Raw genomic sequence first — 13420 nt, forward strand, 5'->3', positions numbered from 1 at the left:
ATAAAAATTCCCTCTTGAACCAAGAGGGAATTAGTCACTATGTATACCAACTTAACTTTATGAATTCTTTGTGAAATAGAGGTTTCTAATCCTTCCTACATCCTTAATGAGGAATCCCGTGACCTTCCCTTTGGCATTGACTTCCCATTCAATAACACCCAACTCACGGGTACGATAAGTATTTCCTTCTATGGCGATCAGCTCCACCTCGCGGAATCCTGCGTACTGAAGCAAGGCTTCAGGCAAGATTAAAAAAAGCTTTCCTTCTTTTTCCTTTACTTTATAAGCCACATTCAAACTCCTATTTTCATAACTACCCAAGAGTTGATGGAGTGGAGGATGTTGAGCTTTTTGTCGGTTGGGATCCAGCATTTCCGCCGCATCTGATTTTTTACCCTGAATAAATTCAAGTGTTTGTTTTCCATTCTTTGTGTTAAAGGCAACTTGTCCGTCAAATTCACGGATAAAAAACTGAGTGTCAGACTTAGGCACAAGCTGAAAAGGCGGAGCGTCCGGTAGGTAAATAAACAATCGGCTTTCCTCCTGCCTGATCTCGAATTGTACCCCATCCCAAAAGCGGTATTCCCCGGCATAGTTTTGAGTGACCTCTTTTCCCAGTTCGATTTCGGTCTGCGCAGCTTTCTCCTCAGGCTTAGCCAAATCAGCCGTCAGGAATCTGGCTACGGCAAGAGCAATTGCACCCGGACTTTTGGGGAGTCTATCAGAGTTGGAGAGCACACCAATGCCCAAATCAAGTGATGGGATATAAACGACGTAGGAAGCATATCCCGGAACTCCACCCCCATGTGTGAATGCCTGAAGGGAATTGATTTCTCTTTTTTCCAATCCATAGCTATAATCGACAGCTTTTCCTGTGGCTAACGCAAACGAATCGGAAAACATAGGCCGAGTAAAATGCGCCTCATTGTGATTGGAAATAAGCAAAATCTGCATCCAACGCATTAGAGAAGGGAGATTGAGGTAGATATTGGATTCACCGGTGATAGTGGTTTTTTCCGGAAACTTTCTTTCAAATCCCTCAGAACCCGGATGATAAGGAATGGCTCGATCAGAAATCAGTTTTTCCGATCTATCCAAAACCAAGCCCTGAATCCCCAAAGAAGGGAAAAGAGAATTTTCGAAAAATTCCGCATAGGAACGGCCACTTTGAGCTTCAATCAACTGACCTAGGAAGAAGTATCCTGAGTTGGAATATAGAAAATCAGCACCGGGAGTAAAGTTTAACTTTCTGTAATTGGCATGCAGCCGTAACTCATCTCTTCTTCCCCATTCGGATTCAAGGGTTTTACCTGCAAAAACCCGAAGATTATCCGAAGAGGGAATTCCCGAAGCATGATGAAGCAATTGCATGGATGTGATCCTTTCGGGATAGGGAAAGCTGTTGAGATATTGGCTGACAGAACTATTCAGGTCCAATTTTCCCCGATCTTGAAGATATAATAATCCAAAAGCAGTAAAATGCTTGGAAACAGAAGCTAGATTAAACTTGGTATCATTCGAGATTGGAGTCCTGTTTTCAAGATCTGCAAGCCCATGGTAATGCTCCAAAATCACCTCACTTCCTTTAATGATTCCCAAGGCAAACCCGGGTTCATCAGAACCAAGCTTTTTGCCTATCAGAGAATCGAGCATGCTGGCATTGAGGACTGGAATTTTCGATGTGTCTTGCGCCCAGCCCTTTGGTAAGGTACATAGACAAAAGAGGAGAAAAAGGAGCTTTTTCATAATAGAGGTTAGTTTAGATAAGGAAATAAGTGATGAGGTGAAAACCCATATGTGTGAGAATGGCCAGAATCAATCCATACTTCCAAAAAGCATAGCCAAAGCAGAGTCCTGCCCAGAAATTACCACCGAGGATATAGATTAATGTCCAGATACTTGGGGCAGGTACTTCATTAAAAAGGGCTGGAAGATGGCCTGTGGCAAAAAGTATGGCTGTAAGCAGATTAGCCATCCAAAATTGGAGATGCGAGTTAGGCCGGTTGAATTCTTTGAGAATCCAAAGCAGCAGCGTCATCAGACCAAAGCGAATGAGGATTTCCTCGGTGATTCCCCCGTAAAGCATCCTCGTCCAAAAAGGTAAGCCAGGTCCTTGGATCACTTCACGGTACACAGGATCAAATCCCCAACAAGTACCCACATAGATCAGCAAGACTCCGAGTGCAGAGATTGCCGTCAAAGCCAAAAAAGGATGAGCCAAAGGCCGAAAAACAGAAATCAAAGGTTGACCTTTTTCCTTATCCAGAATGGGCAAATTTACCCCTGCGGCATCCTTCAGGAGTGTGCCAATAGTGATGCTGATTACCAAAAGAAGGATGGGATTGATCAAGGTAATCCACCGAAGCGTGGTGGGATCCATTTCCAAGCCTGAAGGCAAAGCCGGAGGAGTAACCCACATAAGGGAAACTATTCCCACTAAACCTAAACCAAACAGGCTGAATGCAATTCGGAGATTTGATGACTTTCGCATGGAAGTTTAATTCTCCACGAAGCTAGTTTCACCAAAATCCCCTGACTAATTAATCCAGATGAGCACCTCGTTTATCCTACTCAACCCGTAAAAAATGCCGACGAGCCCAAAGCTATTTTTCTTCAATCAAGGGAATTCGGGCGACAAAGAAATTACCCTCTGGGCCAAATTCAGGCATCTCAGGAGAAAGGAGAAGGTATCTGTTTTGGATATTCTTTAATCCCAGTCCAGTAGATGGGACATGATTGATCCGGACTTGAAGTGAATTTTTTACGACCAAGTAAAGGTCTTCGATTCCGATAAAAATTTTCAGCGGCTCATCTTTTGAAATACGGTTATGTTTGACGGCATTTTCAATCAGGAGCTGCATGGTCAACGGCGCAATCTGCATGGAATGAAAGCGCTCAGGAATATCAATCTCAAGTTGGATTTTATCTTCAAATCGGATTTTGAGCAGGAATATAAAAGAGTTTACAAAGTCCAGCTCCACCTTCAAGGACACGAGGGTATTGTCTTTTTGCTCAAGCAGGTAGCGATAGGATTTGGCCAGCTGATCAATAAACTTCTCTGACAAGTCCGCATCCACATGAACGAGAGAGCTCAATACATTTAGGCTATTGAATAAAAAGTGAGGGTTTACCTGATTTTTCAGGGATTCAAATTGGGCCAAAGCCATGCCTTTTTCCAGTTCTTCCCGCTGTGAAAGTATCCGATCTGTGATGTCTCGATTGCTCCAGATCCGGCCGACCAGCTTTCCGTCCTGAACCTGCGGAGCCGAATAGACTTCCAGCACCTTCCCATTGTAAAGATTTAGGGTCATGGTAAATACTGCTTGGGTGTTTTCCTTCAGAATTTCAAATCCACGGTCGATCTCTTCTTTGTTTTCGACTTTTGGCTCCACCAGTTTACTCATCTCCTCCACACTGAGACCGACAGGAGTTTTTTCCAAATCCCAGAGCCCGAGAAAGATTTCATTGGCGTAGACCACCTTGTTTTGGAGATTGGCCAAAAGAAAACCTTCCGCAGATGAATCTATGATAGCCTGATTGAATGAAAGAGAGGCGCGGGTAGATGCCTCGGCCTCAGACCGGGCAAGTGAAGAGGTGAGAATCTCACTGCAAAGCTTTAGAAATCGGATATCATCTTCAGACCAGTTCTTGGGCTCAAAAAGGGCATCATACCCGATCATGCCTACGAGCTCCCCATTGATTCGGAGAGGCAATAGCAAAATTCCAACTGTGCCGTCGGCTTCAAAGGCCTTCCGGCATTGCTCAGCTTCAGGGGGCATTTCATCCAGTGTCTTGAAATTGAGGATTCTGTTAGATCGCAACTGGTCAAAGGTCCATTGCATCGCCTCGGTTGGAATGCCATTTTGGTAGTAGATGGAAGGGATCTGATTGCCTTTTTGACTTCGCCACTCATGTAGGCAGTTCCAATAGTTTTTCTCCTGATTCAGTTGGTATACATAGACTCTATCCACCGAAGAAAACTTGCCCATTTTTTCCAGCATTTCTATCAATGCAGATTGGAAATCCATCCTTAGGAATGAACCTGAAATCGAACTGGTCAATTCATAGAGCTCTTTTTGCCTCCTAATCAACTGCTCTGTTTGATGACGACCTGTAATATCCCGACAGGTGACAATTAATCCCTCGATCATGGGAATAGTTCTTCCGTCGGAGATTTTAACCTCGAGCATTCTAACTGCCCCAGTTTTGGTTTTGACACGAAACTGATCGAAATAGACACCCCTTTTACCTTCTCCCAGAAATGCTTCAAATCGGTTTTTGACTCCGTTCTTATCCTCTTCCAGAATCCAGTAGAAGGGAGGGAATTCGGTCAGTTCTGAGATCTTATAATCCAATTGCTGCTCTGCAGAGGGACTGGAATATTTGATTCGCCCGTCGGTATCCCATACCTGCACGATATCTTCCACGTTTTCGATCAGCTGCTCAAAGTAGTTTCCTAGCCGAGCCACAGTTTCCTTTACCTGCTTTTCCCGAAGCGCTTCCAAAAAATGAATGATATTAAACCCGGTAAACAGCACAGAAAAGAGCAAAAATGAAATCAAAGTGTTGATAAAAATCTCATTGTTGCCCGGGAAAGGGGATTGATAGAGCAATTGAAAAAAATAGGCAGAAATCAACACCACCAAAAAGCTACATACCAGGCCCAAAACCCCGGATAACAAAACTCTTTTAAGCGGTCTTTCGAGCCAGTTGAAAAAGCGCTCACCCGTTTGAGTCACCCATACGGCCGACTTCCAGATCAGTAGTACGATGAATACATTGGCCAGAAAATTCTGAAAGAGTTCTAAGGCAGTAAATCCAGTAAAGAAAACCTGATTTATTAAAATGATCAATCCAAACCCCACCGCCACAGCTAACTGAAGCTTCCAGGAATACATCGTGGTCCTTGATTTGCTGGTTTGGAGGGTAAATAGTGACATAACTTGGCTTTCTGGCTTAATAGGGGGAAGATATTGAATTAGATCTTGCCAAAAAACCCAGCCCCGGTCGGGGATGGGTCTTGGGAGTGGTAGTGGTAGTACTAGTTTGGTTTAGTTATTCAATATCCGGGCTTTGATTTCTGCGAAGATCAAGTCGGGCTGCTCCAAATGCACGTGGTGGGAACTTTGCACCTGGACATGCTTTGAACCTGAAATCGACTGGACGTATTGTCCGTGAAGTAGGCTTTTCATCTGAATGTCTTCTTGTGTTTCCTCCGGACTGGGCTTCAGGGCAGTGATTACGGTCACCGGCTCGAAAGGGAGAGCGACATCTTTGACCTGCTCAGCAGTTTTGAGAGAAGCTACAAACTCCCGCTTACTTCCATCCTTTAGTCCCATATCATGGGCAATTTGTGCCAAAAGTTGCTCCGGTGTCATTCCTCCCAAATCCACCTCTTTCAAGGCGAGAATTTTGTCCTCCAAGGTGTAGTCAACGAGAACCATTCCTGACACCAGATGGGGATACTTTCCTGCAAAAATCCTGGCATAAAGTCCTCCAATCGAATGGCCCACGAGCAGATAAGGAGGTTCCAAATCGCTCTTTTCGAGAAGCTTTCTAAGTTCAAGTGCCACATCAAATCCCGTGGAAGGATGTCCTGCTTGGGTGGACTGTCCTACGCCGGCACGGTCATACGCCAAGGTCTGAAAATCTCTGGCCAATTCCTTTTGAATTTCATTCCAAGTGCCAAGCTCATCCCCAAGTCCAGATAGGAACACAATCGAATGACCGTATTTCCCCTGGGTTTTGGTATATATCTTATATCCGTTCAAATCGACCCATTCGATCTTGGATTTGGGAATAATGGGATCAGTATCGATTCTCACGGTGCAGGATGCCATGTATAAGAGGATCAGAAATCCCATAATGTAAAACAGAAATGCTCGGTAAGTCATAGTGGTTTTGTTTTGTTGTTGGGTCAAAATTGACCAGCTTCTTACGGTCCGAAAACAAAAAGGCGATGAACGCCCGATTTTTTCGGCTGAGCCTTAAAAAGTGATGTTCCAAGCCTGAAGAGATGTAGGATAAATTTTGAGAAAGGGCTATTTTTCGCCTGAATTGTTTGCTTATGAAAGTCGTAATTATTGAAGATGAGCGTCTTGCGGTAGACCGGGTAAAAGGATTTTTGGAAAAATACGATGCTCAAATTGAAGTACTTGCAGATCTTCCTTCAGTCAAAAAAGCCGTGGAATGGTTTTCTTCCCATCCTTTCCCTGATTTGATTTTGCTGGACATCCATCTGGAGGACGGGCAGAGTTTTGGGATTTTTGAGCAGATTTCGATCGACTGTCCGGTAATTTTCATCACCGCATTTGACGAATACCTGATCAAGGCGTTTAAACTTAACAGCGTGGATTACCTGCTTAAGCCCGTCAATTTTCAGGAATTGAGCCAGGCTATTGAAAAGTTTAAGAAATACCATGCTCCTAAGAAATCTTTCACCCTGGCCGATATCCAACAAATCCTCAATCCCCTGATCGAACAGAAACCAAGTTTCAAGGAGCGGTTCTTGGTCAGTTCGGGAAGCAAGATCCAAACCGTTCCCGTGGATGAGGTAGCCTATTATTACTCTGAGGACAAAATCACATTTTTAGTCAATCGGCAAGGTCAGCGGTTCCCCTTGGATTTATCTCTGGACAAACTTCAGGAAGTGTTGGATCCTTCCAAGTTTTTCCGAATCAACCGGAAATTTATCGCCAGTTTGGAAAGCATCTCCCAAATCCACAAATACTCCCCTACTCGCTTGAAGTTGGGACTTCTGCCAGATCCAAAGCAGGAAGTATTTGTCAGCATTGAGCGCTATTCCCAGTTTAAAGACTGGTTGGATCGGTAAATAAAAGCAGGAATGGACCAAATTAGCTTACCGCCTTTACGAATCGACCTGTTTAGCATCTTTATTTTTCTGGGCTTGATGCAGGCCGTGTATTTGGGTTTGGTCTATCTGATTTTCCCGGCAAAGCGAACACCAACCTCGATACTTCAAGGCTTATTGCTCTGGAGTATGGGAGGTTTTCTATTGGAAATCTTTTTGATGTATTCAGGATTGATTGCCCACGCCTGGTACTTGGTAGATTTCTCCGAACCATTGGGTTTTTTGGTTGGCCCATTGTTTTATGGGGTTATTCTTTGTCTTACTCGAGGAAAACTTTCCAAGAAGTTTTGGAGCCATTCGGTGCCCTTTTTTGCCTACATGCTGTATATGATCCCTTTTTGGGCTCTTCCTGATGCCGCCAAGTACAATGCGTGGATAGCATCCTACCATCCCGATTTCCCACGGTTGGACTATTCCTATCCTTATCAGACAGACCCGTTATTGATTAGGGAATTTGTCACTCCGATCACGCTTTTGTCGATTGCTGTTTATGGTTTACTCTGTCTTCGTGAAGTTTCCAGATTTTTCTCCAACCAGAATGCCTCGATCTGGAAACCGGTCACCCAAGCCCAAAAGCGACTGCGAGTAGTTCCCTTTATTCTGGTAACGGTTTTGATTTTTGTTGCTGGAGTGAAAATTTTCAACTTCGAAGATACCGGAGATCATTGGTACGCTGCCTACATCGCTTTCACGGTGTATCTTACCAGCTTTCTGCATATTCGTAGCTCCAATTTAGAACATGCAGATCTCAAAATTCCGGAGAAATACCAAGGCTCCAAGTTGGACGAGGAGACGAAAAGTATTCTTATTGGCAAGGTTAAACTGATTTTGGAGCAGGATAAGTCTTACCTAAATCCTGATTTTTCGCTACCCAATTTGGCCAAAGAAGCCAAAACAAGCGTGCACGTACTTTCACAAGCTATCAATGAAGGCTTTGGAAAAACTTTTTTCGAATTGATGGCAGAATATCGTGTGCGGGAGGCTTGCCTAATTCTAAAAAGTGAAGAAGGCGCTTATCTCAAAATGGAAGAAATAGCCGAACGGGTGGGCTACAGCTCTAAATCTTCCTTCAACACCGTTTTCAAAAAGCAGATGGGAATGACTCCCTCGGAGTATAGAAAAACCGTCCAAATGAGCTAGAATAGGCGTTCGACTTTATCAAATCGTACGCTGACTTGATAAAATCAGTCGTCTTCTGGAAGTAGATTTTTGAGTTTTGACCCATCAAAACCAAAAAAATCTCATGGAAACACAAGCGACTATCAGACGACATGATTTGGACTGGCTCCGGTTTTTTGCCATCCTACTTCTACTATTTTACCACACTGGAATGTGGTTTAGTACTTGGGGTTGGCATGTAAAAAATGAAGAGACCAGCCTGGTATTTAACTATTGGATGATCTGGTCCCATGACTGGAGGATGCCTTTGCTTCTGTTTATTTCTGGAGCAGGCACCTTTATGGCTTTGGGAAAACGAACAAAAAGCCAATTTGTGAAAGAGCGTTTCAAGCGGCTATTTGTTCCTTTGGCTTTTGGGATGTTTGTGATTGTACCGCCCCAAATCTATTTTGAACGGATCCAGGAATTTTCCAGCTTTTGGGAATTCTATCCAACAACCTTTGATTTTGAACCCTATCCCAAAGGAAATTTTAGCTGGCATCACCTGTGGTTTATTGCCTACCTATTGGTCTTTTCGATTTTAATTCTGCCTTTACTGGCCTACCTGAGAAAACCCATTTCTCAGCCGTTTAAGGCTTTTATAGAGCGTATTTTCACCAAACCGGCAGGAGCCCTTTTGATTCCATCAGGGTTGATTTTGCTCAGCCAGGTTTTACTTAGACCTTATTTTCCGGATGAAACCCACGATTTTCAGGACTGGGCTTACTTCATTTTCTACTTTTTGTTTTTTGCTTTTGGTTTGATCTTTTACAGCAATCCAAGACTGTGGGACAGTTTGGGCAAAAACCGAAAACTATTCCTCACCGCAGCAATCCTGATATTAATTCCTTTTTACGCAGCCTATCTTCATTTTAGAGGAGTTTGGCAGCTTCCGCTGACGACCGAAAATGTGGAAACCTTTTTTGATGTGACTTCTATTTTTCTGAGCTGGTTTACCGTCTTGGCGATCATTGCCTACGGTCAGTTTTACCTCAACCGACCTCATCCCATTCTCAAACATGTTAATGAAGGGCTGTATCCTTTTTATATCCTCCATCAAACCGTGATCATCGTGATAGGTTACTATATCTGCCAGTGGGAATGGAGCATCGGGCTTAAATATTGGACGATTGCCTTGGGAACTTTGGGGATTTGTCTTGGAATTTATTTTTGGATGATTCGGCCCATGAATTGGGTAAGGTTTCTTTTCGGAATGAAAAGGGCACCTTCTCAGTTTAATGAAAGAGAAAAAATAAAGTGGAAAAAAGCAGCTTGATATCGAAATATGGAAATTTTAAAATTGACTTTGAAGAGTTCAAAAATTGATGAAACAAGAGATTTCTATCACGAAAAACTTGGATTCAAAATAAATTACTTGAATGCAAATATGCTTAGCCTTCAAGTCGGTAAAACAGATTTGGTTTTTGAAAAGGAATTAGATAATTGCAAAGCGAATTATCATTTTGCCTTTCTCCTTCCCAAAAATAAGTTGGATGAAGCTTTGATTTGGCTCGAAAGTAAAATTTCCGTGATTAAAAATGAAAGTGGTGCCATTGTGCAATTTCCAAATTGGAACGCAAGCTCTGTTTACTTTCATGACAATAATGGGAATATTTTGGAATTCATCTGTCGAAATGATATGGACAATGATTCAACATATAATTTTTCCACGGAAAGTATTTTATCAATAAATGAGGTTGGTTTGGCTCACGAATCCCCTTTGTTTTTGGCTAATTCTTTAATTTCAGAAATAGGAACCGAATACTTTTCCAAAGGTCCTGTAAGTGAAGAGTTTGTGGCTTTGGGTGACGAATGCGGAATGTTTGTAATCTCAGGGCTAAATCGGAATTGGTTCCCTACAAATCAACTAGCACAAAATCATCCTATTAACGTTTCAGTGAAAGAGAAAGGGATTGAATATAAATTGGATTTTTAGGAAGGAGTTGAAACTATAATCATGAAGTTTAGAAGAACTGCGGTATCTATCACTGTTATTGATGTGATGTTTGCAGCGGCTTAACTATCAATTACCGTTCAACCTCAACTAAGGATCTAACATTAAGGATTTTGTAATCTATGTTCTTAAAACACGAATAAAAAAAGCCCACCAGAACATCCGGTGGGTTTTTGAAGATAAACCAACTTTCTATCTATAGAAATAATTATCATTTCCATCTACCTGTTCAATCTCCATAGGATTTGGGATTAGCTGAGCAATGGAAGCTTAGAATCAAGGCTGGTCAGGTATTCTGTTTCAAGCTTGACCCTTCAAGGAAGTGAGATAAATAGGGTTTCCTGATCTTTCCGAACCTTAACTCTATATTGGGTTTGATCAAAGTCCGAACGATAACCTACGGGGACAATCACTGAAGCATTCAATCCTTTCTCCCTGAGTCCAAGAATGCTGTCATAGCGCTCTTTTTCGAAACCTTCCATCGGACATGCGTCAATTTTGAGCTCAGCACATGCCATAAGTAGAGTGCTCATGGCTAAATAGCACTGTTTTTCCATCCATGATTTCCGATTGGTTTCCTCCATGCCGGAAACCATCAATTTGGTTGTGTTCCAATACGAGTTAAGTTCGTTCTTATTGGCTCCAGGTGTCTGAAATAATAGATGGAAATACTCATCTATCCCCTCCTCAAACCTTTCTGTTAGGGTACAAAAAACAAATAAATGAGAGGCCTCTGTGATTTGTTTTTGATCATAAGAAACCTTTCTGAGCTCGCTGCGCACATCAGGGTTTTCAATGACCAAAACCCGATAGAGCTGAAGTCCATAGGATGACGCAGAAAGTCTCACCGCCTCTTTCAGGGACTTGATATGTTCTGCTGAGACTTTTTTGTCGGGGTTAAATGATTTTGTGGCGTATCGCCAGTTTAAGTTTTCTAGTAGTTTCATAAGTTTTTTATGGTTTTCAATGGGTATTAAGAATCTCGCACAGCTAGTCATTACCACAGCATGTGTGGTTTTCCCCATGCTCGATTTTTTAGGTATTGGGTTGTCTTTGAGAAGTCATACATCCTGCCCCTGCCTGCCCAAACTTGCATCGCAGAACTCGCTATGGGAACAGGTTCAAATCAGTTACTCGCCTGTGAGAAGGAATACCATAGACCTATCATGATTCCTTTCTTATCGGAAAAACCGGAGTAAAAAATCCTTCTTGAATCCATACTTCAAATAGATCCCAATACCCATTTCTGATGCCTGTAGGATAATTTGGGCATTTCTTTCCCTTGAGGTGATATGATTTAAAACAGACTCCAGAAATGGGCCTGCCAAACTTTGTCCACGATATTTGGGAATAATGCCAAATGAATAAATCCCAACCGTATCCTCGGTAAAATAAAGCATGCAGGTTCCAAACACCTGATTCTTGATTTTCGCCAAAAAGAACCCGACCTCGTATTTCAGGCCAAGGATTGTCTTGGGCAAAATTTGATAGGAGAAGGAGTTTTTAAAATGGGTCGACCAAGTAATGCCCCCCTCTAAGTCAGAAATTTGTACGAGTTCGATCTGGGTTTTATACGGACCTACCTCAGAGGCATCAAGGGACATCCCGACCAGTTCTGCTTCCTTTTCAAATCCAAAGCTGGAAAAATACCCCTCCTGATCTACCAAGCTTTGATCCCAAATTGCCAACCTCAACCCTTTCCCAAAACTCAAGGCCCTGGCTATGGAAAGATTGTGAGGGGTAATTTCTCCTTCTACCCAGATTTTATTAGGCCAACATCCCGGAAAAACAAAGCTTTGGTGTAAAGGTCCGAGGCGCTTATACATTCCGGATTTTTCACCTGCCAGCTTCCATAATCCTGTCAGGTTTGCGATGTTCTGTTCGATAAGAATCATGGATTTCAGGATTTGATACAGATTACACCCAAAATCATGATGATTATTCCCACCACTCTTTTCCAAGTCAGCAATTCAGGCTCTAATCCAAACCAGCCAAAATGACTTAAAACAGCGGCGAAGATTAATTGACCGCTCAACCCAATAGCCACAGTGCTTGCTATACCCAACCTCGGGATGAGGTAATAAAAAGAGGATACCGCCAAAAAACTGACCAATCCGCCTGTTATCCAAAGGTAGCCTGGAATTGATTTCAGTGTAAGAGCCGTAGGGATTGCCTTTGGATTAATCACACTGATCAGTAAGGCAAAACAGGCACTAATCGTTAGCGCTACCGTCGAGGCTAGCTGACTGTTTGACAACAACACCCCCAACCTGGCATTTAAGCTTCCTTGAATAACAATCATTATTCCTATCATAAAGGCCAAACCTATCAATTGGAAATTCCCCATTTCTTAAGAAATTAATCGGACTCAATAGGTAATGCGATAGGTCTGATAGGTGAACCAGAGGCTCCCTTCAACTTTAATGAGGAGCCGATAAAGGCAAATTCATAAACCTTGTCTTCGGCGAGTGATTCAAGATTCATCTGCTCCAAAAACATCACTCCTTTTTCGGCCAACAAATACGTATGAACCGGAACCCAATTATCGTTTCTCTCCGGGGGGAAAGCCTCGAAACTTAAATTGTCAGCCCCGAGAAGCATGATACCTTTTTCCTCCACCAGCCATTTCGCAGCCTCTAGACTAATCCCCGGATATTCATCCAAATAGTGATCAGAATTGGTGTAAAATCTAGCCTGACCGGTTCGGATCAAAACTATGTCTCCGCTTTTTAATTCTACATTTTGCTTTGAAAGAGCCTCCATGAGGTCTAAAGAGGAGATCCGATAATTAGCAGGCAGGCGTTCCAAACCTTTGGAGGATACAATATCGATCAGGACTCCCCTTCCGATGATGGGAGGAATGGTTTCAGCTCCTGTCTTTTTCCATCCTTTATCACCCAGATGCTTTTCGGCTGAAAAGCCATTCCAAATTTCTCCATTAAGCCCAAAGTGGTTTAAGGCGTCTATATGGGTTCCCATATGAGTATACATGGATATGGCATCACCCGTGTAGCTTACTTTGGCATTCATTGATTCACCCAGTTTATTGGGGTTGTCAACTACCGTCCCATGTGGAGTATGGGTCATCCAAAATTGATACGGGGGATCCCCAAGGGCATGAAAGCTGGGCATTCCGACAAAATATTCCACACTGAGGTCATAGACCTTTCCGGAATTGATCTTACTCAAGACCTGCAACCTTGTCTGTTCTGTCATGAGATTTAAGGTTCCGAGTTCATCATCGGGTCCCCAAGGACTTTTCCCAACTTTTTCTTCACTAATTTCCTGAGCCAAAGACCAACCTGTCTGGAATGTCAGGAAATACGAAAGAAGCATTAGCTTTTTCATGATTTCTGATTTTTATTGTGATTAAATGACATGGCAAAGTTCTCTCGGCGAACACCGATGGCTAATGACCTAGAATAGGAAAACCACTT

The 13420-nt window shown here is 42.7% G+C and carries 12 protein-coding genes; 4 read left to right on the forward strand and 8 right to left on the reverse strand.

All coding sequences use genetic code 11. The features are described from left to right. Positions 1 to 57: 57 nt before the first annotated feature. The 4 genes from DDT91_RS08240 to DDT91_RS08255 form a co-directional block, all read right to left on the reverse strand. Positions 58 to 1746, reverse strand: a complete 1689-nt coding sequence (locus DDT91_RS08240; RefSeq protein WP_187175701.1) for a serine hydrolase — start codon at positions 1744 to 1746, stop codon at positions 58 to 60. A gap of 13 nt (positions 1747 to 1759) precedes the next feature. Beyond that, on the reverse strand, positions 1760 to 2491 hold the full coding sequence (locus tag DDT91_RS08245; protein ID WP_187175702.1) for a type II CAAX prenyl endopeptidase Rce1 family protein: 732 nt from the start codon (positions 2489 to 2491) through the stop codon (positions 1760 to 1762). A 112-nt stretch (positions 2492 to 2603) separates the two neighbouring features. Next, positions 2604 to 4940 (reverse strand): histidine kinase, encoded by a 2337-nt coding sequence (locus tag DDT91_RS08250; protein WP_187175703.1) that lies wholly within the window; start codon positions 4938 to 4940, stop codon positions 2604 to 2606. A 111-nt stretch (positions 4941 to 5051) separates the two neighbouring features. Continuing rightward, complete coding sequence (locus tag DDT91_RS08255; protein WP_187175704.1) at positions 5052 to 5894, reverse strand: alpha/beta fold hydrolase; 843 nt, start codon at positions 5892 to 5894, stop codon at positions 5052 to 5054. A 173-nt stretch (positions 5895 to 6067) separates the two neighbouring features. On the opposite strand from DDT91_RS08255, the gene DDT91_RS08260 reads away from it, so the two are divergent. The 4 genes from DDT91_RS08260 to DDT91_RS08275 all read left to right on the forward strand — a co-directional run bounded on the left by DDT91_RS08260 (position 6068) and on the right by DDT91_RS08275 (position 9965). Then, positions 6068 to 6832, forward strand: a complete 765-nt coding sequence (locus DDT91_RS08260; RefSeq protein ID WP_187175705.1) for a LytTR family DNA-binding domain-containing protein — start codon at positions 6068 to 6070, stop codon at positions 6830 to 6832. A 12-nt stretch (positions 6833 to 6844) separates the two neighbouring features. Next, complete coding sequence (locus DDT91_RS08265) at positions 6845 to 8011, forward strand: AraC family transcriptional regulator (protein ID WP_187175706.1); 1167 nt, start codon at positions 6845 to 6847, stop codon at positions 8009 to 8011. Between the two features lie 103 nt (positions 8012 to 8114). After that, positions 8115 to 9305: an acyltransferase family protein gene (locus DDT91_RS08270; protein WP_187175707.1), complete on the forward strand. Its 1191-nt coding sequence runs from the start codon at positions 8115 to 8117 to the stop codon at positions 9303 to 9305. 9 nt (positions 9306 to 9314) lie between these two features. Then, a complete protein-coding gene (locus DDT91_RS08275; RefSeq protein WP_187175708.1) occupies positions 9315 to 9965 on the forward strand; it encodes a VOC family protein in 651 nt (216 codons plus the stop codon). A 332-nt stretch (positions 9966 to 10297) separates the two neighbouring features. Here the strand turns inward: DDT91_RS08275 and DDT91_RS08280 are convergent, their stop codons facing one another. The 4 genes from DDT91_RS08280 to DDT91_RS08295 form a co-directional block, all read right to left on the reverse strand. Beyond that, entirely contained in the window at positions 10298 to 10930 is a 633-nt protein-coding gene (locus DDT91_RS08280; RefSeq protein WP_187175709.1) for an NAD(P)H-dependent oxidoreductase, read from the reverse strand. A 231-nt stretch (positions 10931 to 11161) separates the two neighbouring features. After that, on the reverse strand, positions 11162 to 11878 hold the full coding sequence (locus DDT91_RS08285) for a GNAT family N-acetyltransferase (RefSeq protein ID WP_187175710.1): 717 nt from the start codon (positions 11876 to 11878) through the stop codon (positions 11162 to 11164). Positions 11879 to 11883: 5 nt separating this feature from the next. Continuing rightward, positions 11884 to 12330 (reverse strand): DMT family transporter, encoded by a 447-nt coding sequence (locus DDT91_RS08290; protein WP_187175711.1) that lies wholly within the window; start codon positions 12328 to 12330, stop codon positions 11884 to 11886. Between the two features lie 11 nt (positions 12331 to 12341). Beyond that, the gene (locus DDT91_RS08295) at positions 12342 to 13331 is read right to left on the reverse strand and encodes a cyclase family protein (protein WP_187175712.1); all 990 of its coding nucleotides are present in this window, start codon (positions 13329 to 13331) and stop codon (positions 12342 to 12344) included. Positions 13332 to 13420: the final 89 nt, after the last annotated feature.

It is taken from the genome of Algoriphagus sp. AK58 (assembly GCF_014324365.1).
Classification (GTDB): Bacteria; Bacteroidota; Bacteroidia; order Cytophagales; family Cyclobacteriaceae; genus Algoriphagus.